Annotated in this window: 12 protein-coding genes, 1 tRNA gene and 1 pseudogene; 6 read left to right on the plus strand and 8 right to left on the minus strand. The window is 59.1% G+C overall.

Annotated features, from left to right (window positions below; translation table 11 throughout):
- Window positions 1-159: 159 nt before the first annotated feature.
- From DWF00_RS19995 to DWF00_RS20015, 5 genes are all read left to right on the plus strand, one after another.
- Window positions 160-798, plus strand: a complete 639-nt coding sequence (locus tag DWF00_RS19995) for a (2Fe-2S)-binding protein (RefSeq protein WP_114832088.1) — start codon at window positions 160-162, stop codon at window positions 796-798.
- A gap of 2 nt (window positions 799-800) precedes the next feature.
- Window positions 801-1778, plus strand: a complete 978-nt coding sequence (locus tag DWF00_RS20000) for an FAD binding domain-containing protein (protein WP_114832089.1) — start codon at window positions 801-803, stop codon at window positions 1776-1778.
- The gene (locus tag DWF00_RS20005) at window positions 1775-3865 is read left to right on the plus strand and encodes a xanthine dehydrogenase family protein molybdopterin-binding subunit (RefSeq protein WP_114832090.1); all 2091 of its coding nucleotides are present in this window, start codon (window positions 1775-1777) and stop codon (window positions 3863-3865) included. Before DWF00_RS20000 ends, DWF00_RS20005 begins: the two co-directional genes overlap by 4 nt.
- A 114-nt stretch (window positions 3866-3979) precedes the next feature.
- On the plus strand, window positions 3980-5764 hold the full coding sequence (locus DWF00_RS20010; RefSeq protein WP_114832130.1) for a monovalent cation:proton antiporter-2 (CPA2) family protein: 1785 nt from the start codon (window positions 3980-3982) through the stop codon (window positions 5762-5764).
- Window positions 5765-5949: 185 nt separating this feature from the next.
- Complete coding sequence (locus DWF00_RS20015; protein WP_281270173.1) at window positions 5950-7584, plus strand: ABC transporter ATP-binding protein; 1635 nt, start codon at window positions 5950-5952, stop codon at window positions 7582-7584.
- A 40-nt stretch (window positions 7585-7624) separates the two neighbouring features.
- Here DWF00_RS20015 and DWF00_RS20020 read toward each other — a convergent pair whose 3' ends face one another.
- The 8 genes and pseudogenes from DWF00_RS20020 to DWF00_RS20050 all read right to left on the minus strand — a co-directional run bounded on the left by DWF00_RS20020 (window position 7625) and on the right by DWF00_RS20050 (window position 20082).
- Complete coding sequence (locus tag DWF00_RS20020) at window positions 7625-10453, minus strand: ATP-binding protein (protein ID WP_114832092.1); 2829 nt, start codon at window positions 10451-10453, stop codon at window positions 7625-7627.
- A gap of 63 nt (window positions 10454-10516) precedes the next feature.
- Entirely contained in the window at window positions 10517-10687 is a 171-nt protein-coding gene (locus DWF00_RS29540) for a hypothetical protein (RefSeq protein WP_181832855.1), read from the minus strand.
- Between the two features lie 144 nt (window positions 10688-10831).
- Window positions 10832-11149: pseudogene (locus DWF00_RS20025) on the minus strand (integrase core domain-containing protein); the annotation flags it as partial.
- A 224-nt stretch (window positions 11150-11373) separates the two neighbouring features.
- Window positions 11374-12279 (minus strand): FRG domain-containing protein, encoded by a 906-nt coding sequence (locus DWF00_RS20030; protein WP_245974125.1) that lies wholly within the window; start codon window positions 12277-12279, stop codon window positions 11374-11376.
- A gap of 383 nt (window positions 12280-12662) precedes the next feature.
- A tRNA-Arg gene (locus DWF00_RS20035) sits at window positions 12663-12738 on the minus strand.
- A gap of 171 nt (window positions 12739-12909) precedes the next feature.
- Window positions 12910-14316 (minus strand): SIR2 family protein, encoded by a 1407-nt coding sequence (locus tag DWF00_RS20040; protein WP_114832094.1) that lies wholly within the window; start codon window positions 14314-14316, stop codon window positions 12910-12912.
- A 1-nt stretch (window position 14317) separates the two neighbouring features.
- Window positions 14318-17401 (minus strand): CHAT domain-containing protein, encoded by a 3084-nt coding sequence (locus DWF00_RS20045; RefSeq protein ID WP_114832095.1) that lies wholly within the window; start codon window positions 17399-17401, stop codon window positions 14318-14320.
- A gap of 581 nt (window positions 17402-17982) precedes the next feature.
- Complete coding sequence (locus DWF00_RS20050) at window positions 17983-20082, minus strand: DNA/RNA non-specific endonuclease (RefSeq protein WP_181832856.1); 2100 nt, start codon at window positions 20080-20082, stop codon at window positions 17983-17985.
- Window positions 20083-20741: 659 nt separating this feature from the next.
- Here DWF00_RS20050 and DWF00_RS30150 point away from each other — a divergent pair.
- On the plus strand, window positions 20742-21134 hold the full coding sequence (locus tag DWF00_RS30150) for a Wadjet anti-phage system protein JetA family protein (RefSeq protein ID WP_465247585.1): 393 nt from the start codon (window positions 20742-20744) through the stop codon (window positions 21132-21134).
- Window positions 21135-21608: the final 474 nt, after the last annotated feature.

The raw sequence follows: 21608 nt of genomic DNA on the forward strand, positions 1-21608 counted from the left end.
CGAACAAAATAGAACCTCTTTAAACTTGGGTGGCATGGCGCTGCACGCGATGATCCCTGTGATTGTTGCGAAGCCGGGTCAGGAAGGACTGCGCCGCGAGAGGCTGCCACCGTCCAAGCCTGCGATGCAATTCGACCCTGGTAATTGCGGAGGTTCAGCATGTCTGATGACAAGTACTGGGACGATGCGCGTGGCGACGTTGACATCGCGTCAACACGAGCGCTGTCGCGTCGATCCGTTCTCCAACTCGCGGGCGCCGTCACCGCCTCGACCACGATCCCGGAAGCGTTTGCGAACACGACGCCGGCTGCCGCTCCCACACCGGCTGCAGCCATTGCCGCAAAAGTCAGCTTCAGCGTCAACGGCGTTCGTCACAGTTTGGAGCTCGATCCGCGCCAGTCGCTGCTCGACGTGATGCGCGAGCGTCTTGAACTCACTGGCACCAAGAAGGGCTGTAATCAGGGCGCCTGCGGCGCCTGCACGATTCTCGTCAATGGGAAGCGGATTGTGTCCTGTCTCACCTTGGCCGCCATGCATAGCGGCGCGGAGATCACGACGATCGAGGGCCTCGCTTCGAATGGTGATCTGCATCCAGTCCAGGAAGCCTTCATCAAGCACGAGGGCTTCCAGTGCGGCTATTGCACGCCGGGTCAGATTATCTCAGCCGTCGGCTGCATTGCTGAGGGCCACGCCGGGTCGGCCGAAGAAATTCAGTTTTGGATGAGCGGCAATATCTGTCGATGCGGGGCCTATCCGGGCATCTGCGCGGCTGTTGCTGACGCCGCGGGGAGGAACTGATCATGATTCCTTTCACGATCACTCAAGCCCCTTCTACACATGAGGCGATCCAGGCTGCGGCAGCGGGCGGGCGTTACATCGCCGGCGGCACGACCCTCATCGACCTGATGCGTGAGGAAGTGGAACGGCCGGATCGCCTCATCGACATCAACGCTCTACCGCTGAAGCATATCCGCGCCGAGGGCCCGGATCTGATCATAGGGGCGTTGGCCCGTATGTCAGAAGTGGCAGTCCATCCCGACACCCGTCGTCTTCATCCAGTGATTGGCGAGGCTCTCATCGAAGGCGCGTCGCCACAGCTGCGGAACATGGCCTCAATGGGCGGCAACCTGCTTCAGCGGGTCCGTTGCCCGTATTTTCGGATGCTTGACGCGCCATGCAACAAGCGCATTCCTGGCTCCGGCTGTTCAGCGATCGACGGCCTCAATATCGGCCATGCGATCCTCGGCACGAGCGATCAGTGCGCGGCTACCCATCCGTCTGATGTGGCGGTCGCACTTGTTGCGCTTGAGGCAACGATGCGGGTCCAAGGCCCCCAGGGCGAGCGAACCTTCCCGGTCGAGGAGCTTTATCGCCTGCCAGGCGACACACCGCATCTCGAACATACGCTGTTACCCGGGGAACTCATCGTCGAGATACGCGTCCCCGGCCTCTCCTACAGTCGAAGGGCCCGTTACCTGAAGGTCCGGGACCGCGCCTCCTACGAATTCGCGTTGATCGCAGCGGCAGCCGTCATAGATCTCGATGGCGGGGTCATCCGCGAGGCGCGTCTTGCCGTCGGCGGGGCGGGCACACGGCCCTGGCGCCTCCGGGCAGTCGAACAAGCCCTGAAGGGCAAGCGTCTGGAGCGCGCCACCCTCGAGGCAGCTGCGCGAACCGCTGTGGAGGGCGCGCGTCCGCTGTCGGGAAATCAATACAAGGTCGAGCTCCTACCTCGCACCATCGTCCGGGCTCTTGAATTGGCGGGAGAGATCGCATGACAATGAATGTCATCGGAAAACCGGTCGCTCGCGTCGACGGTCGTGACAAGGTTACCGGCCGGGCGCTGTACGCAGCCGAGTTCAATCAGTCCAACCAAGCCTATGCGGTGATCGTCAACGCGACGGTCGGCCTTGGGCGCATCACGGGGATCGATCAGGCGGCGGTTGCGAAGATGCCCGGCGTGCTTTCGGTGCTCAGTCATCTGAACGCACCCAAGCTGGCTTATCGGCCGCACAAGGGCTCGATTGACCCGAAGACCGGCGAGCGACTCCATGTCTTGCAGGACGAGGCGGTCCGTTTTCACGGCCAACCGGTCGCACTCATCGTGGCGGAGACACTCGACAGCGCGGAACGCGCGGCCGCCGCGCTAAGGATTACCTACGAGGCTCAACGTCCCATCATCGACATCGCCGACCCGGACGCGCGAGCGATTGTTCCGGAATCAGGCAGGGACCATACGCGGGGCGATGCCGAAGCCGCGTTCGCCAACGCTCCGGTGAACCTTAAGGCCAGTTATGACATCGCCCGTGAGAACCATAATCCGATGGAGCCTCACGCCACAGTGGCGGTCTGGAAAGGCGACAAGCTGACCCTGTGGAGTAAGAGTCAGTACGTGGTCAACGAGCAGGCCGAGATCGCTGCGATCTTTGGGATCCCGCTCGAAAATGTCCAAGTCATCTGCCCCTTCATCGGGGGCGCCTTCGGAACCAGTTTGCGCACCTGGTCTCACGTCACTCTTGCGGCAATGGCCGCACGGGTTACACAACGCCCGGTCAAGCTGGCCCTAACCCGCAAGCAAATGTTCTTCACCACCGGCCACCGGCCGCGCACCCTCCAGCATGTCGCGATTGGGGCGACGCAGGACGGCAAGCTCACCAGTCTCATCCACGAGGGCACCGGCGAAACGAGCCGGTACGAGCAATTCTCCGAAGCGCTGGTCGCTAGTTCCAGCTACCTTGTCTCATGTCCAAACGTCACAACGCGCTACCGGCTTGCTGCTTTGGACACGGGCACGCCGGTTTTCATGCGTGGGCCGGGCGAAGCGAGCGGTGTTTTTGCCTTAGAGTCAGCCCTGGACGAGCTCTCATACAAGCTCAACATCGATCCCATTGAGCTGCGTCGCCGCAATGAGCCAAAACTCGACGAGGGTGTGAACAAGCCATTCTCAAGCCGATCGCTGATCAGATGTTATGACGTCGGAGCCGAGCGTTTTCAGTGGTTAAATCGGATGCCACAGCCGCGCTCGATGCTCGATGGCCGCCTTCGGATCGGCATTGGCGTGGCCTCGGCCACCTACCCGGCATACCAGGCGCAGTCGAGTGCGCGTGTTCGGTTGCTTGCTAGTGGTATCGCCGAGGTTGAGGTCGCCGCCAGCGATATGGGTCCCGGAACATATACCTCGATGACCCAGGTGGCGGCTGAAACCCTGGGACTGCCTATCGACAAAGTCAGGTTCAGTCTCGGTCGTTCGGATTTTCCTCCGGCCCCGTCGCACGGCGGATCCTGGACTATGGCATCGGTGGGCTCCGCAATCCGGGCGGCATGCATCTCAGTGCTGGAAGAGGCGAAGAAGCGGCCGTCCACGGATCGACCGCTCGAAGCAACCGCAACGACCCAGCGCGACGCGGGCGTCGCTGGCCGCTTCTCGATGCACGCCTTCGGGGCGGTCTTCGCGGAGGTGGCGATCGATCCTGACGTTGGGACAATCCGGGTTCGAAGAGCGTTGGGCGTCTATGGCGCCGGACGCATCATCAACCCATTGCTCGCAACGAGCCAATGCACCGGCGGCATGATCGGCGGGATCGGCATGGCTCTCATGGAACGGACGGTTCTTGATCGCCGTGATGGCCGGCCGGTCAATGCTCACATGGCCGATTACCTCATGCCTGTAAACCTCGACACACCGAAGATCGAGGTCCAGTTCGTCGATGAGGTTGACCCGCACGTCAATCCGCTAGGCGTAAAAGGGCTCGGCGAGATCGCACTCGTTGGTATGGCCCCCGCAATCGCGAACGCTGTTTTTCATGCGACAGGCAAGCGCATTCGGAGACTGCCCATCCTGCTCGAAGACATGTTGCACGCGTAAGCACAGGGGCTCGGTTCGCTGGCCTCCAATCTCAAAACACCCTCGTCCAGTCGACGAGGGTGTTGGTGATGTACGGGCCGATCAGCGGCGGCGATCAAATCAATGGGGCTCCCCATGGCGACCGAGGCCCACGCTGTCGAACTTATGCCTGTTGTCGCGCTTCTCGGTGCCGCAGTGGTCGCAGCGCCATTGTTTCAACGCTTGGGGCTCGGCTCAGTTCTTGGCTATCTGGCGGCCGGCGTCGTCATCGGGCCATTTGGGCTTGGGCTGCTTCGCGAGCCCGCATCGGTCTTGCAGATTGCCGAGCTCGGTGTCGTCATGTTCCTTTTCCTGATCGGTCTCGAAATGCGGCCGTCACGTCTGTGGGCGATGCGCGGCCAGATCTTTGGGCTCGGGCTTTCCCAGGTGGTGCTTTGTGCCGCGCTGCTGACCGCAATCGGCGTGCTAGCGGGCTTTGCGGTCGCTCCCTCCTTCGTCGCCGGCGCGGGGTTCGTCCTGACTTCGACAGCGGTCGTCATGCGTCTCCTAGAAGAGCGGGGACAGTTGGCGACAGTCGATGGCCAGCGCATCGTCGCTATCCTGGTCCTCGAGGATCTCTTGATCGTGCCGCTGCTGGCCGCAGTGACCTTCCTTGCGCCAGCCACGCTTGATCAACCCGGGAAAGGCATCAATTTTTTTGCTGTCACCGTCGGGACCTTCTCCATCGTCGGTGTCGTTTTTGTTGGCCGCTTCCTGCTGAATCCGCTGTTCCGTCTGCTGGCCAACATTCCCGCCCGAGAAGTCATGACCGCGGCAGCGCTGCTTGTTGTGCTGGGCTCGGCTTACGCCATGCAGCTCGGCGGGCTTTCGATGGCCATGGGGGCATTCCTGGCTGGTGTCTTGCTATCTGAGTCACCTTTCCGGCATCAGCTCGAAGCCGACATAGATCCTTTCCGCGGGATCCTGCTGGGGCTCTTCTTTCTTGCAGTGGGAATGTCGATCGATCTCGGCGTTGTCGCGGCCAGTTGGCGGACCGTAGCCTTCTACGTCGCGTCGTACATGATCGCTAAGGGGGCCGCGATCTACGTCATCGCGCGCTTGTTCGGGACCGGTCCACGCGTCGCGCTGCACCGTGCGGTTATCATGGCCCAAGGCGGTGAGTTCGCTTTCGTCCTCTACTCAGCGGCCTTCCTGGCTGGGATCATCACGGCCGAACAGACTGCTATTCTGACGGCCATCATCATTGTTTCGATGGCGCTCACACCGATCGCGATGGCCGCCCTGCGCTATTGGCAGAGCAAGCTGCCCGCTTCGAGCGAAGAGCGGAATCTCCCTATAGAACTCAGCGCCAGCGCTTTGGTGATCGGGTTTGGCCGTGTCGGACAAATCGCCAGCCAGTTTCTGCTGGCCCGCGGAAATGCCGTCTCGATTATCGACACGGACATCGAGATGATCGATGAGGCCCGCAAGTACGATTTCAAGGTCTATTTTGGCGACGGTACGCGGCTGGACATTTTGCATGCCGCCGGAGCCGGACGAGCAGGTGTTATTCTTGTATGCGTCGATAGCATCGAAGCCTGCACTCGAATCGTAGAACTGCTCAAAACCCATTTCGAAGCGATCCCGGTACTGGCTCGCGTGAACGACCGCCGGCACGCATTGCAACTCGTGCGGCTCGGGGTGGATTTCCACATTCGAGAGACCTTTGAATCCGCGTTCTGTCTCGGCCAACGGGCCCTATTGGCGATGGGGGCAACCTCAGAGGAGGTCGCCGCATTCTCGGTTCGCATCCGAGAACGCGACCAGGCGCGTTTCGACCTCGAAATTGCCGGTACAGAAACCTCTCCATTCGGCCTGTTCACGGGTCGCGCAGACCGCGCAGCAATCGACATCACTGATCGAACAGGGTCCGCAGCGTAGCGCTATCGTTGGCACAGCCCGGCTCGTCATGACGCAGTAAATTCGGGGAGCAAAGTATGCCGTTCGGGCTGCTCAAGCCGCTCGTAGACCGGGCCGGCCGGTACTCTTGGATTTGGCCTTCCACTTTTCTCAGACAGGCCGTGCCAAGGTCGCGCTGTATATCGGTCCTGACCGTGCTTCGCTTCATGGCCGGCTACTGGAGCCGCCGTCGTCCTAGGTTCCTGGCCGGCGCAGCCATCTCATTCGGGGCAACTTGTTTCGATCTCGCTCTGCCATGGGCATCTGCGACGTTGGTCGACGCGATCGCGAGCGAGCGCGATCAAAACACTGTTTGGTCGGCGTGGCTCATGTTCGTGCTCATGTTCGTGGGGTTCACACTCACCCGCAATGTTGCGCACCGCATCTGGATCCCGGTCGCCGCGCGAAACATGGAGGAGCTTACCAACGAGGCCTTTGACCGCGTCCAGAGATTTCCGGCGGCCTGGTATTCGACGGCCTTCACTGGCGGTTCCGTCCGTCAAATCGGCCGAGCGATGTGGGGCTATGACGACGTCACCGATGCGCTGACCGTCCATGTAGGGCCAGCCATAGTCGTTCTGGTCGGACTTTCTGGCATGTTGCTCATGCGGAGCCCGCTGGCTGGAGGCGTCGCAATCCTCTCGGTGGTGCTCTTCACGATCGTCAACCTGGTCGTCACGGCTCGGTATGTTCGACCAGCGAACCTGATTTCCACGGATCTCGATTCAATCGTCAGCGGGAAGATTGCCGACGCCATCACCGCGAACGCATCGGTGAAGAGTTTTGCGGCCGAGCGGCGCGAACTGGCCAGATTGGAGGAGGATACAGCCCGCTGGCGCGAATCCATTGAGCGCACATGGTCGCGGTTTGTTGACCTCGGGCTGCTTCAGAACCTCATCCTGTTATTGATGCAGGCGGGAGTCACCGGCCTGATGGTCCGAGCTTGGATCAATGGCAGCGCGACCCCAGGCGACGTGACCTTCGCCATGACCGCGTTCATCCTGATGAGCGGCTATCTGCGGAACCTGGGCGATAGCGTCCGTGGACTGCAAAAAGGAATCGACGATGCAGCCGACGCAGCAAACTTCGCGTCGGAGCGAACCGAAACGCCGGGCTCCCATCCTGGGTTGATGGTTCGGCGCGGCAAGGTCCAGTTTGACCACGTCTGTTTCGCCTACGGGGACGACCGGGATCCCATATTGAGCGGGTTTGACTTGATCATCGAGCCCGGGACAACTGTTGCCATCACGGGCGAAAGCGGATCCGGCAAGTCGACCCTTATTCGGCTTCTTCATCGGCTCTACGAACCCCAGCAAGGTCGGATTTTGATTGATGGCCAAGATATCGCGGGTGTTTCGCTCGCATCATTGCGCTCGGCTATCGCAATTGCTCCCCAGGAACCGGTCCTGTTTCACCGAACCATCCGGGAGAACATCGCCTACGGCCGACCAGACGCTTCTCTGGACGAGGTCCAACGGGTAGCTCGGCTCGCATGTGCCGAAGCATTGATCGACCGACTGCCCGGCGGCTACGATTGTTTGGTGGGCGAGCGTGGGACGACCCTTTCCGGGGGCGAGCGCCAGCGTGTTGCTCTTGCGCGAGCGCTCCTCGTAGATGCTCCAATTCTCGTGCTCGACGAGGCTACGTCTGCGCTCGATCGGGACACCGAGGAAAAGATACTCCGGAATCTCGCAAATCGGTCGACGGGAGCAACCACACTGGTCATCGCGCATCGACCCGCCCCGATCGCCGCCGCTGGTCGCGTTGTTCGGGTGATCCAAGGTAGAGCGCTCGAGGCGTGACCGGGCTCAGTTGCCTTTAATCAGGCGGAGCGCCAAAAGCTCAGTTTTCCGAGAGCTCGAATGACAAATTCCGAGCAACCTGCAAATCCCGCGTTTGAAATCCCTCGTCAAACCTCCTGATGGTTGACGACAACATCGCCTTCGCCTCCTCGTGGCGATCCGATTTGCGCCACAGCTTCGCTAGGCTGACGGTAGCGCGCAAATTCCATGAAAGGGCGCCTTGGACGCTGGCCACCTCTCTTGCCCTAATGAAGTAGGCTTCTGCTTGTTCGATTAGAGCGTCCTGTGCAAGCAGCTCACCCTTGATTCGAAGCAACTCGGCCAGGCACCAATTCTCATCGTGCTGTTCGGTTAATGTGAGCGCCTTATCAATCGTCTCTAGTGCCTTACCTAGCTGACCGGCGAGACCGTAGCCCACCGCGAGAGTGCCGAGATGGTAGGGATAGCGGATCAAGGATCCAGTCTGCCCAAGTTCGGCGAGCGCAACTGCCAGGCGCGGCGTCCCTGCCGCATCTCCTTGCAGAATACGCAAGACTGCTTCTAAGCACAGACTATGCAAATGGGCCACATTGAGGGCATGGCTACGGAGATTTGCCTCAGTGAGATCAATCCACTTTTCTGCCAGAGACCAAGCTCCGGCAGACAGAGCTACGGGTATAGAGGAGTGCAGTAAAACATCCGCCAAAGAAGGGCCGTCGTAAATGGCGCGCGCCTCCTCGACGGTTTGATTAGCCAACTGGAGTGCGCGGTCCGGGTCCCCCTCAACCCAATGTAACAACGTCAAGGTTCCGAGTGCGCCGACGCGTTGATTATAGGGGAAGTTTGACTTGACCGCCGCTGAAGAAGCCGTTTGTGGCGCGCGTGCCGAATAATCGTCCATAGTCTCGCGGCATTTGCTGAAATCTCCTAAATGGAACTGCGTGATCGCAATGAGGCGAGCCGCGGCATGGGCAGCCGCCGCATCGCCCATCGAGAGAGCGTATGCTCGACACCGCTCCGCAAATATCAATGCCGTGCGGTGGCTCCCGCGCGCTCGATAAAGCGTCGAAAGCCCCCACAATCCCCAGAGACGATGTTCGTGATCATCGACACGCTCAGCGATTTCCACGACCTTTAGCCAAGCGTCGCCTACCTCATTACTCGGCCCTCTAATGATTAGTGCTCGGCAATGGGCCGCGCGAAGTTTCATCTCCTTTGCATCGCTCATACCCGAGGCCAATCGGTCACAACCCAGCGCTCGCTCAACCCCGCTCCGACATTCCTCCATAAGGCCGAGGGTGAGCCACAAGGGAAGTGCCGCCAAAGTCAGCGCTAGCGCAGTCTCCAAATCACCTTTATCTGAGAACGCCCATTTGAGGGCGTTTCTGATATCAGAGATCTGGGCCGAATACGCATTCTCCCACCTAGCGATTGATGTCGCTTTTAATTCAGCAGCGGATATCTTGGAAGTCCGAATGAGAAGATCGGTATAGTGTGACATCGCGGCACGATCTTCTTCGCCCTGGCGAAGCTTTTCAACCGCATAAGCGCGTGTGGTTTCGAGAAGTCGATAATTTACCACCGCCCCGCCGACATCGGCCGAGATAAGTGATTTGGTAACCAGACTCGCTAGGTCATCAATTACTCTCGATCCGGTTTCGTCAGAAATAACTTCAGACGCCGCGGTAAACGTAAAATCACCGGTGAAAACAGAAAGAGTTCTGAGCGTTTTTTGCTCACTGTTAGACAGAAGATTATAACTCCATTCTAGTGTCGCCGCCAACGATTTCTGACGCGACGGCGCCGTCCTCCTCCCGCGGTTTAATATTTGAAAATTTTCACTAATCATGGAGGCGACGCCATGAAGGCCAAAAGCATCGACACGAACCGCGGCAAGCTCAATAGCGAGTGCCACACCCTCCAGGTGTCGGCATATATGAGCAATGACAAAGACGTCGTCGTCCGAGGGATCGAAATCGTCGAGACTGGCCGCTGCGCGCTCAATAAACAATTGGACAGCAGAAAATTGCTTGAGCTCGGCGGCAGTTATACTTGCGTCGACGGGCGGGGTGCTCAGGGGGCGTATGCGCTGCACGTACTCACGCGCATATTGTAGCGGCTCACGGCTTGTCGCCAGGATATATGCGCTTGGCGCACCCTGTATGATCGCCTCTGCAACTAACGCTGCGTTTTCAATTATATGCTCACAATTATCAAGTATAATTAGCAATGTTTTGCGCTTTATGTAAGATAGTATTCCGCTAATGATGTCCTCAGAATAAATTTTTATCCCAATAGTGTTAGCAATCTCGCTCGGAATGTGACTTGAATCGCGCAAAGTTGCGAGATCGACGAACCAAATTCCATCTTCGAATTCTCCGATTAGCTTTTCAGCGGTTGCGGTAGCAACCTTCGTCTTCCCGATGCCTCCCGCACCTACCAGTGTTACGAACCGTTTTTCTAGCAGTCGCGACCTTACGCTTTCGATCGCATCATCCCGCCCGATAGTTCGTGTCGACGTTGGAAGATTGTGCCGTGTTTCGCTTGGGCTCTGAGGAATAATGATCGCGTCCTCCGCACTCTCTATTGTGCCGATGAACCGATAGCCACGCCCCGAGACCGTAGTGATGAACCTGCGACCTGGCTGGCCGTCGCCCAGTGCTTTGCGAAGAGCGGAAACGTGAACCTTGAGGTTGCTTTCCTCAACAAGTACGCCCGGCCAGGCCCGGGCGAGCAACTCAGCCTTCGAAACTAGATCGCCCCGCTTCTCTACTAGGGCAGTCAAGATTTCCAGCGCCCGGCCGCCCAATCGCACCGGAAGGTTCTCGTCTGACAACAACTGCTGCCCGGGGATCAGGCGGAACGGACCAAAGCGGAACGATTGGTCCATTTGCCTATCACCTGCCTGTATCCGCGTTTGCTACAAAATTTAACATGACTGACCACATCCCGCTTAAACCACCTGAGCAACAAGCGCCATTGATTTGGTCACTCGGTTAGTTGCTGCAACAAGCCACCTGAGCAGGCCTGCCAGACCGGCACGCACCGGCGTTACGATCCTGCCGAACCAACCGTCGCCCTTCTTAAGCGTCTGATATTCGCGCGGCTCCTTGTTGGGCGGCATGAATCACTCTCTCTAGGGCGTAGCGCGCGATTGCAGTGTGCAACTCAAGCGGGGCGCGGTCGACTTGTCGAGCGCGCTTTTAGTCTGCGTGACGTGCTCCCCGATTTTGGGCCAGCGGGAGCTGGAATTTTCCGGGGTTAGGGCTCATGCCGGCGGGGGCGCCGGAGAGCCGTTCATCAGCGATATCGGCGGCTTGTTGCCGATGGCGCTGTGTGGCCGGACCTCGTTGTAGTCTCTACGCCAAGCCTCCATTTTTGCCCGGGCGTCGTCAAGGCTCATGAACCAGTGCGTGTTCAGGCACTCGGCCCGGAACTTGCCGTTGAAGGACTCGATGAAGCTGTTGTCGGTCGGCTTGCCTGGCCGGGAAAAGTCCAGCACGACGCCTTTTTGATAGGCCCAGAGATCGAGGTCCCGGCTGATAAACTCCGAGCCCTGATCGACGCGGATGCTTCTCGGATACGGCGTCCGCAGACTGCCGGCCTCGCGACATAGCGAAGCTCTTGGCGGCAGGCCGGCACCGTTGTTGACCGCTAGCTCAGCCGTACGAGTGGAACGTCCAAGATAGTCACCAGTGGGAGAGCCTAAGGCATTTCAACGCCCCGCACGCGCTAAGCGTCAGTCGAACTCCACCGCACATGTCCTTCGCATATGTCCTTTCGACCCGCGATCTAACTCGCCTGCGCGATCTAGTCAATAATAAACTTCTCGTTGACGTATTTTCCAAGATTATCCATGTCAGAGAATACGCTGTAAGCGTCCACTGGGAATATAGTCGATAATTCTGCCGCGCCATATAGGGCCGAAATCCGGCTAAATTCGATTTTTTCCATAATATTATTTCCTTTTCTCGTCTTAGTCTGAGTTTCTAGGTCAACACAGCTAAGTCCGTGGACTGTAAACATGGAGTGCTGAGAGGCCAGCCTTTGTTTGCGCCAAGGAGAGTATATTGGCAATGCCTTCTCATACGGCCATGAGCTTTGGTGAAAAGATCTAAAATAATCATGACCATCTTCTAGGTCTAGGTCAAAAATCCGCTTATGGCCGCTAGATTTTTCCGACAATTTATATGGATTTAAAACCCAAAGGCATGGTATTCTTAGGTGGGCGGATTTCGAGAGCGCGAAGTTGACATTCTCAATTATCGTCGCGCCCTTGACCTTATTTTCATTATACAAATCGATGTAATGTTTTAAGGCAAAATATAATGCAATCGCAGGACTCTCTGTCCAGTCGAGAAGCCTAGTAAAAACACCGTAGTGCTGCATCAATGCCAACAGTTCCCATGAGGTTCCGATCGACTCACGCCATCTAAATCGGAATTCAATAAATGCTTCTCTCTCTCCAGGGACAATGGCAGGAACCATCTCGATCTTTGTGCGTGCGCTGCTCAGTTTTAATCTATCTTTCCTAAGGCGATCCTCACATTGTATAATGGCGCGCTCAAGTTCGCCCATATTGACGGCTCGTAGGTACATCTGAATATTTGAATTGCTATTCCCTGTTGGTATATCGATATTATGCAGCCCGCAGATCGCCAACAATCTATCCGGCGTTATCGATGGAAGCTTGTTATTAGATTTGAGCAGAAACATTTCCGATCGAAGAAATCTTACTTCATCGAGATCTGCTTTGGATTTGTTGATTCTCAATTTCGCCGAATTTATCTCCGATAAAAAATCTCTTATCCTGCTTCTCTGAAACGATGATATATTCATAATATCAGGATATGAGATTCGAGATACATTCTTCAGGTCAGATATATCTGAAGTCATATTTTCCGCTAGCGATTTGCGGTCGTCTTTTAGAGAAGTGTAACCTCTGAATACGGATGGTAGGAGCTTCCAGCTCGCATCAGCGTGGCCTCTATACCAGGCGCTTGACTCGGAGCAGTGAACGTTTATCCGAGCCTCATCCAATTTCCTTAGAAATGCAGCCCACTCCGCTTGAGCTGGGGGAACAGTTGTCCCACTGGAATTGGTGGACTCGGATGGGTTCGAACCATCGCCCCCCGGATTAGATGTCCGGTGCTCTGCCAACTGAGCTACAAGTCCTAAGGGTCCTTCATCTGTCATCATGATCGCCACTGGGTTGTTGCGTCAAGGAAATAAAGAGGAATTAGACAACCTATCAGCCCTAAATGCTACTCGTCCGCTGAGCGAAACCTCGACCTCAAGTAAATTCATTTGCAGCTGCGGCATAAGTCGCCTGCGCATCGCAGCTAGCTAACTATCTCGAAACCATTTCGGAAAGCGCGGGTCCTCGGCCAAGTCTAACTCTAATCGCGTGTTCTCCGTGATCGCGCCGACGGTGAAGGCGCCAACGGCCCTCAATGTCGTTCGGACTTCGCCCTGGGCCGATGGCTCCACTACCTCGGACCGGGGGTCGAATGTCGGATGGTAATGGAAGCGGACGCTCTCTCGAAGGCGACGCTTGCCGCTTCCTTTCACGACAAGATCGAACTCAACATAGTCTCTGCGCCTCCTGACATTGGCGACCCGCAAACTGAGCCCGTCGCTTTCACTGGCCTGGCCAAACCGTCCCTTGTGCGGGTCCAGGTTAAAGAGGTCGGTCTGCTCCGTGATGTCGGGCGCACTCGCAAGAATCGTAGATGGGAGCCTGGACGCTTGCGGCGACGCCACGACCCGGATCGAGATATCTTTCTCTTTTCTCGGAGGCGGCGTCTGCCCCCGATTCCCGAGGGCGGTGAGTAGCGCGAGCAGGTTGTCGTGGGAGTAGCTTTGACCATCGGGTGTAGGTTCTATCCGATAGAAAACCGTATGCAGTCCGTACTTGCCTTGCATCCTTCTCCGAATGAGGTCGCGCTCTGGCGCCGTCCGATAGCCGAAGATCGCGAAGTGGCGGCGCCAATGACGCTTTGCCGCATCTTTCTTTGCCGGCAGCGGTGGGTTCGGTAGGCTGAAAAGTACTTCCCGCATGATTTGCGAGAGGTCCGGATCGTTCATCGAAAACCCGATGAAGACCACCGGTTGGGTCATGAACAGCGCCATGAGCCGTCGCCGGTTCTCTTCCCTCAGATACGTTCGGCTGTAAGCGCTTTCCGTCAGCACGATGTTCTGTGGCGCGAGCGCATGTCCGTGCAGGTAGACGATCGATGAAGGTGCGTTAGGGTCGCTTAGGTCCGCAAAGAAATCATGGACCTGATCTACCTGGCTCCAATCGACGCGCTTCGGCGCGGTACCCATGGCCCGTTCCATGGCGATTTCCGCACAGAACTCGAAGTTGGTCGTCAAAATGTGTCGGAAGCCGAGTTTCGCGATCGTATGGTGGGGCTCGACCACATCGCGACGCTCGCCGAAGGTCGAGCCCATGAACGCGTCGAAACGTTCCGGTCCCAACGAGTTGTAGAGCTCCTCGGCCTGCCAGGCGGGATCCTGCAACTCCTTGAGGACACTCAACAGCTTTGGGGCCGTGGAGCCACCCTTGCCAAGCTCGTCGTTGAGCTGGTGCAGCAATTGGTCCCACGAGGGATACCCTGTCGGTATGCTGGCGCCTGCCCCAACCAGCGCGAGTGGCCGCCCGCGCTTCATCAGATCCACCAAGGATACATATTGCTCGTCATTGTCGAAGGGAGAGAGTTCCATCTCGCGCGCTTGACTGCGGGTAGCCATGCTATGAGCCCTTCTTCAAGCGGAACTCGGGATCGCCATAAAGGATGTAGTCGGCCCAATCTCCTTGCCCTGCTTTGGCGAGACCCCGACGTGAGGCCATCAATGCGTCCCCCAGTGTGTCACCGCGAAGCACGGCGTCGTAGAACGCTGGTGCGAATAACTCCGCTGCGGTGTCGCCGACCGGCCAGTAGGTACCGACGTAATTGGCAACTCCGCCGCGCAGGAACGCCTCCGCAAAACCTACGTTGCGCCGGATCAAATCGGGCGCCGGGCCGGGCGTCGCCTCCGTGCGGCGGATGCGCCCGGCTTCGCAAGCATTGAAGAACACCAGACTCGGCAAGCTTCCCAGACCTGCGAGCTCCGCCCCCGACAGCACTTCCCGACCTGCACAGAGGATCCCGCTTCGCGAGGGGGCGTCCTGGTCGAAGAAGGCATGCCCTGCATAATGGACAACGTCGAAGTCGCCCGATCGGAAGCATCGCAATAACTCGCTGCGGCGAGCGGCTGCCTGAGCCAAACGGTGGACCTCGACCCTGCCTTTTTCCTTGAGTAGCGCTTCTACGCGATCGCCCTCCTCGCGTGCTCCCTCGAGATCTTCGGTGGGATCGACGACGAGAAGGACGCGCAAGGTCGGCCGCATTCGCCTTTCCTCTAGCCATTTGGCGACGGATAGATCGTCCGCCTCGTATCGATGGCTTAGGCCGCCGGCGAGAGCGGGGGCCTTGCCATTCACGTAGATTGCATCCCAAGGAATCCGCGAGGCCTTGGCATCGTGGACTACCACGACGTGTTCGTCGGGGAACTGGCCGAGGATTGTCACGATGGGGTCGGGCAGGACCATGCTCGCGAGCTTCTCGCCGAAGGCCGCCATTTTTTCGGCGGGCGGGGCGCCGTCGACGACCCTAGCGAGGTGCTTGGCCAAGGCATCCTCGTCCAGCGGTTTCCAGCTGCGGTGTATTGCGGCCTTCGATCCCTTGGTGAGGACGGACGCGGTCAGTCCCGGTCGATCGTTCTCGTCCTCCGTCTGCCGCACCAGAAGGTAGACGGGTTCCCTGCCGGCGGCCTTCTGATCGCGGACCGCCGAATGCATCGTGTCCGACGCCGGCAATTCGCGAGTCCTCAACGTGAGTTGTATGCCGTCGAATAACTCGCCGCCCGTCAGATCGTAGAGGTCGCGCGTCAACTGAGCATACCGTCTCGGATCAGTCTCGCAGATCGTGACGCGATGGAAAATCTGGTCACGATCGGCATCGAGAAGGCCGCGCACGAATCCAGTCAGCAATCGCTGGAGGCCGACTTTCGCAATCATGCCCGAGGAGCCGCCCATCAATACCGTGGCGAAGTCCGAAACATGGCTGGAGACGAAAGTACGGATCAGATTCTCGCCAACGATTTCAAGCGTGCTCTCGTTGAAGCTGTCGATGGGCCCCAACCCCGCAAATGCGACGAAGTCGGCGCGAAGCGGGTTGCGCCCTTTGGGAAGGACCGAAACTTCTCCGATATTTCCGTTGAACATCCGGCGCCCAAGCGCTTGGGAAATTCCGCCATTCAGCAATCGGTCGACGGTGAGCGCGGCCCCGCCAGGGGATACGTTCTTGAAAAGACCGAGCACGTAGGCGTCCGCGTCCGCTTCCGTAAGGCTACCGTGCGCGAGGACGATATCGAGATGCCGGTGCCGCTGCCGACTGATGACCAAGCGGTCGGTGAAGGCGATCTCATCCCGCTGGCCACTCGGTGCGCCACCGGCCGTCATCGCTGCCGCACCTCCGTCCGCAGGGGCGGCGAACTCCTCGATGACTTGCCTTTCCTCGCGCGTGCTAAGCCGTCGACCACGATTGCCTTCGTAGATGTCGACGCCAAGCTCACTTTCGGTGACGACCCTGACTTGAGCGCTGCGCCGACGTGTGATCTCGGTAGGAAGTTCGGTCGTCCTTCCGGTGGCAATGAGGCTCTGAACCGCCCTCGCCACCGCGGCGTTGTTCGGAAGGGAACCGTGCTCCTCCTCGACGTAGTAAGTACCCTCGGCATCCGAGAGCGTCGCGCAAACCGTCGGCACGGTGCCGTCGCCTTCGTTGGTCATTGTGTACGCGAACTCGGCGCCGATGATGTTCGCCTCGACAACGGTTTGCTGATTTATGCCGATAATCTGAAAGATACCCTTCGGGCTCGCCTTACCTGTCGGTAGCGCCTTCTGTACCGCTTTAGCGCGCTTCAAAAGGTTCTCGTCGGGTCTCGGGCCACCGCTGGGCCAGTTCCCGAGATCGAAGAGATCGAGCGGGATTATGCCCGGCGACGGGAACATCTCGGAAAGGCCTTGGAATGTCCCGAAGATCTCCGCCAATTCGTTTTGATCGTGCGTAAAATCGATGAATGCAAGCTTTCGCACGACCGAATGCGCACCACGGAAAGCTTGGAGTGGCGAGAACGATCCGTGGTGTGGCGTGCCGAGCGTGATGATCCTGCCAAGCCGCTCGGGTGGAGTTTTCAAGCAGGCGCGTGCGACGAGGCCTCCCATGCTGTGGGCTACGAGGTGGACCTCTTTGCCCTCCGTATCGAGCGACTTAGCCAGCATTTCGCCGGTCTCGGCAACGCTGTGGCGCCAGTCATAGGGCCAAAAATCCGCGTCGAAGCCTCCGATGCGGAGGCGATACTTCAGCTTGAGGTAAGTCGACAGCATAACGCCCAACGCCCCGACCTGAACGCCGGCTTCCGGGGGAAGTCGCAGCTTGGAAAGCTGTCCGACCATGACGTCGAGCAGGTCGAGCCAAATCTCGTCGTTAACGGTACCGAGCGTCGATCCCATGATGCCGGGAAGAATCAGAACACGTGTGCCGCCGCGGGTCGAGCGGGCATCCGCCTCGCGTGCCAGTTGCTTTAGTTCGGCATAGGCGCGCGCTCCGAACTTATCTTCGAGAATGCCGGCATCCGTGTCGGTCACGAGCGCTCGTTCGACGAACTTCTCAGTCAATCGATGCGATAGCGCATCTTCTCGTGCCGCCTGGGCGGCACCTCTTGAACTCGCGTCATCAGCTAGTTCTTTGGGCCTCGTCCTCTTCGACGTGCCTTTTCTGCTGTCGCCGGCCATCTGCGCCCCCCTAGGACGGACCGGCCGCAATGCTCGCACGAGTTGCGGCCAACCAAAAGCGGAAGTTTCGTCCAGAGTTTACTTAGTCGGCGTTGAATGGGAGCGCCCCTTGTTACCATGCCTTTAGGACAGTAACTGCCGGGCTGCACAACGCCCTTGGGAAGACCTATGTATCAGACTTCCGGTTCGTCCCGATCACTACCCTCTGAACCATTGTCTCATAGCCCGATCTCGCGCGAACCGCCTGCTGGTACGAGAAGCGCCAGCGCGTCGCGTCAGCATTTGGATCGCCAGCACAATCTGCGCTCGTCGGCGGCAGGTCCCTGCAGCGAAATGATCTCGCCGTGCTTGTCGTCGGGCAGACGCGCGAAATGCTTTTCCCCATGTGCGAACCGCGGTGAGCCTGCAGGTCCTCGGCGGGGCTGGGAGTCGTCGAGACGAGAGCGAAGAGGGCAGCGGCCATGGCCGCTCCGACGTCCTTTGCGAACCGATGTTGGAGAGGACGGAATCCCTCCGAACCTTGTCTGGTGGACATGGGTTAAGACAGCGACGGCACTCGCAGAGGACGGGACCGCCGCCGGTCAGAGGCCGGCAATGTCCCGCGGTGATGCCAACCTGACCGATAGTTGGCCCGAGAGGGTGTCCGCCTGCAGCAGGGCATCTTCGAACACAAGGCCCGCCTCCTTGGCGATCTCGCTCAACGAGACCTGATACTTGTCGAACCGACCAGGCCCGAACCGCTCGATCCCGAAGCGGTCGACGACCGCGCGTTGGCTCAAGATGAAACCGTACGCCTTCAATTCCGGCTTCGGCGCCGTCCGGTCGACGACGCAGACGACCTTCCAGAACCGAATCGGGTATTGGATCTCCCCTCGACCGAAATCCTTCCTCGGATCGTCGGAAGCCAGGATCGGCCCGGCGAGCAGGCATGCCTTCGTATCTCCATCCCGTCGGCTCTGTTGGATGTGGTTCTCGAATGCGCCCCAGACCCCTTCCATTCCCTTGTAAGTCTTGTCGTTACGCCCGGGAGTGGACTGGTTGAACGCCTCGTGCTGGGGCGTGCAATTCGTCCAGTGGAAGGTATCCGAGTTCGCGAATTCGATCTCCCGCTCGTCGTCGCCCCACTCGTTGTCCTCGCGGCGGACGATGTGCCCCCGATCGATGTTTCCTGCCGGTTTGTAGAAGTCCGCGTCGAAGACCTGGCAGATGGCGGGGATGCGCGGGTCGGGAATCCAGCGATCGCGGCCCCATTCCTCGCGGTCCTTATCCGTCTTCCGAGTGGGATCGTAATCGACGTTCGCGGCCGACCACATCTGCAGTCGCCGGGGTTTGTTCATCATCAGCTCGAAGTGGTGGTACTTGAGGACGAGCGGCTTGCCATCCTCGCCCTTGAGCATCTCCTCGATCCGGTCGGGTTGCACCGACGGGACCGGAACGACGATCTCACCTTCCTCGTCCAGGAAGCTCGGGCTGTATCCCTTACGCAGGTCGTAATCGGGATCGAAGCGAATGGACCGCTCCACGGCGAACGCAACCGTGCGGCTGGTCGAGCTGGTCGAGGCGTCCGCCGCGGGCGTCCCCGCGACGTTCACGTTTATCGTCACCGGTCCGGTGAAGGTCACGGTCATCCCTGCCATGGTTCCCCCCCTTTTGATCGCGTTCCCTAGCGTTTCGAGGCTTTGCGGCTGGATAATCTCCATCGCCTCCGCGACCGGATCCCCGGTCGTCGCGAGGAGGTCTTCGAGGATGTCCTGCTCGGATCGATCCGGAAGCCGGGCCGACCTGAGATGGGACACGATCGCGCTAATCCTGACCCCCTCGTTGGCGATCCAATGAACCCGATCGTCCCCCATCTCCTTGAACCACGGCGTTCCGTCGAGAGCGAGCGCCCGGCCGTCGCGCATTTGGGGTATCGATGCGTGGTGCAGCGCCACTAACTCCCAGCGATCGCTGAACGCCGGCGATCCGGATGAGCCCTCCAACGTATCCGTCTCGTACTGAAGGAAGCCTTCCTCCAGTATGTCGACGAGCCTGTTTTGGGAAATCGCGTACTGCTTCGGCCGACCTTCGGGGTGTTGGATGATGTGGACCGGCTGCCCTTTGAGGATCTTCGGCATGGCCTCAACCAAGGTGTTTTGGCCCATCGACGCCAGATCGCTTCCTTCGTTCGAGCGCGGCGCCACGGCAAGGATCGCGAAATCCAGCCGCTCGTCGCTGACGAAGAAGCGGGAAGGTTCGAGTTCGAAGGTGACGCCGCGTTCGACGCCTCGCTCCGAGCGCTCGTAAAGGAAGTGCGCGGCGCATCCCCTTGCATCGCCGCGCCCCTGGAAAACGTGCCAGTTGGTGATCAACAGATCAGGAGCGACCAGGAAGCCCGTAGCGAACCCCTGCGCTTCCGTGCCGGGGCCACCCTGTTCGACGATCCGGGCGACGGAACGCCCCGCTTTCCTTGCGGCTGCATTCGGGGCCATTTCGTCGAAGTCGAGGGTCGCGCCCATCCGTCGCTCGATGCCGAACGGCAGGTCGCGGCGGGTTCGAATGTTGCGAAGGGCCTTCATGCCCTCGACGCGATTTACGAAAGCGTCGCGTCTCTGAGGGCTGTCCGCCGCACCGGGGCCGGCTTCGGCGATAAGAGCTTTGTTATGTGCCCTCTCAGGCGCACGTTGCTCGTACCGCTCCATAGCGGATCTCTGCACTTCCCGACGAGCTTCTCGCAGACGACGCAGCCGATCCATTTGCCGGCGTTCTCCGTAGGACGCTTACTTGAGGTGTAGTCGATCAACGTTACAGTTCGAAGGCGGCGAAGTTCTTCATCCGCAACGGATCCCGAGCTCACGCAAGCATCGTCGCTCTGTAGGCGCGACGCTGGCCCGCCGAAGTCGAGGTCATTGGATGCGTAGAAAGGCTTCGGCTGGATTTCGTCTATCCGGCCCCGTCCGGATATCCGCGTCGAGCTTGAACCATCGATTTCACGAATGGTGGCCGGCGATCCGACGCAACGTCAAGAGAGATTGGTGCCGCGGGGAAAGTTTTCTCTTTCGGCTAACCCGGCCCGCAGTCGTCGGATGGGGGGTATGAGTCGACGGCTTTTCGCATCGTCCGCGGGCAATGCGGCGGAAAGGTCGAAGGTCGCCGGGCATAGTTGTGGCGCGAGGCGACGTCGTCCTAGGATGCGAGCGAACGATCGGTGGGGGACCGCATTGTTCGGCGTTCTGAACTCGGACATCTTCACGTTATTCTCGGGTACCAATCGACGCCTCTACGAAGAGGTCCTCGTCAAGGTCTACTCGACCTGGTTTAGGGCGGATCTGCTCTTTCCCACGCAATCCGAAGTCGTGGCTTGATCTATGACGGGTTGGCGGCTTGCCCGGAACTATGGCGCGAGGACGAAACTCCGGTGTCGCATGACCAGGTCTTGGGCAGGCGCGGACGCCGCCTCAGGAGGCGCTGGCTTGAAGCCGTCGACGAGGCGGCAACGACCGACGCGATGGCGCGTGCGCGACACATCTACGCCCGCCTCATAGATACCGGATGGCTGGAGGAGAGCCGCTATGGCCTTCGAGTGACCGTGGACATGCCGTCCGGTGCCATGCGGCTACTGGAATTCCTCTGCCTGCTTCGCGAGGGCGTGTCGGAGGAACTCGGCGGGCTGACCGGGGCATGCCGATGTAGTTCGTCAACGACCGCTGCAGCTTCATATTGGCCGAATGGAGTTTGTGATCGAGACCACTGACAGCTGGAGTCGGTGTTATTTGGCAGGCACTTCAATCCTTGTCCCAGTGCCGGTGCCGCGACGTCGTGATGTCAGCAGTGGGTCGCACGCGCTGGTTCAAAGCAGAGTGCCCGGAAGCGGACGTTCCGAACGTCGGCTTCGGGCCATCCTTGCCCGTTCAACGGACGCGGCCGAGTCCCACATGCGGCCACAACGTTCCGGACAATAGTGCCCTTGACATGTTTAGGGCAGAACCACCGGTTTTTTCTGTAGAGCCGGTTCCGCGTTGCGCCAACTCCGGACATTGGCACCGTGACCGAAAGCGGACACACACTTTGCTGGATCACGCTCAATCGCAGCTTGCAACCACGCGATGGAGCACGTGTGGTCGCCGCGATGGACGTCGAGCGCTCCGTGATAACTTTCATCCAGTGCTCCGCTGCTCTGGATGGGAGGCCCTTCCAGAGCTGACGTGGCCATGGGACAACCGAGGGA

This window comes from Allobosea caraganae (assembly GCF_003351345.1).
GTDB classification, from domain to species: domain Bacteria; phylum Pseudomonadota; class Alphaproteobacteria; order Rhizobiales; family Beijerinckiaceae; genus Allobosea; species Allobosea caraganae.

What these genes read in the sequence shown, in the direction of transcription:
- DWF00_RS19995 (WP_114832088.1), top strand. Translation starts at nt 160, where the DNA reads ATGTCTGATGACAAGTACTGGGACGATGCGCGTGGCGACGTTGACATC.
- DWF00_RS20000 (WP_114832089.1), top strand. Translation starts at nt 801, where the DNA reads ATGATTCCTTTCACGATCACTCAAGCCCCTTCTACACATGAGGCGATC.
- DWF00_RS20005 (WP_114832090.1), top strand. Translation starts at nt 1,775, where the DNA reads ATGACAATGAATGTCATCGGAAAACCGGTCGCTCGCGTCGACGGTCGT.
- DWF00_RS20010 (WP_114832130.1), top strand. Translation starts at nt 3,980, where the DNA reads ATGGCGACCGAGGCCCACGCTGTCGAACTTATGCCTGTTGTCGCGCTT.
- DWF00_RS20015 (WP_281270173.1), top strand. Translation starts at nt 5,950, where the DNA reads ATGGCCGGCTACTGGAGCCGCCGTCGTCCTAGGTTCCTGGCCGGCGCA.
- DWF00_RS20020 (WP_114832092.1), bottom strand. Translation starts at nt 10,453, where the DNA reads ATGGACCAATCGTTCCGCTTTGGTCCGTTCCGCCTGATCCCCGGGCAG.
- DWF00_RS29540 (WP_181832855.1), bottom strand. Translation starts at nt 10,687, where the DNA reads ATGCCGCCCAACAAGGAGCCGCGCGAATATCAGACGCTTAAGAAGGGC.
- DWF00_RS20030 (WP_245974125.1), bottom strand. Translation starts at nt 12,279, where the DNA reads ATGTTTCTGCTCAAATCTAATAACAAGCTTCCATCGATAACGCCGGAT.
- DWF00_RS20040 (WP_114832094.1), bottom strand. Translation starts at nt 14,316, where the DNA reads ATGGCTACCCGCAGTCAAGCGCGCGAGATGGAACTCTCTCCCTTCGAC.
- DWF00_RS20045 (WP_114832095.1), bottom strand. Translation starts at nt 17,401, where the DNA reads ATGGCCGGCGACAGCAGAAAAGGCACGTCGAAGAGGACGAGGCCCAAA.
- DWF00_RS20050 (WP_181832856.1), bottom strand. Translation starts at nt 20,082, where the DNA reads ATGGAGCGGTACGAGCAACGTGCGCCTGAGAGGGCACATAACAAAGCT.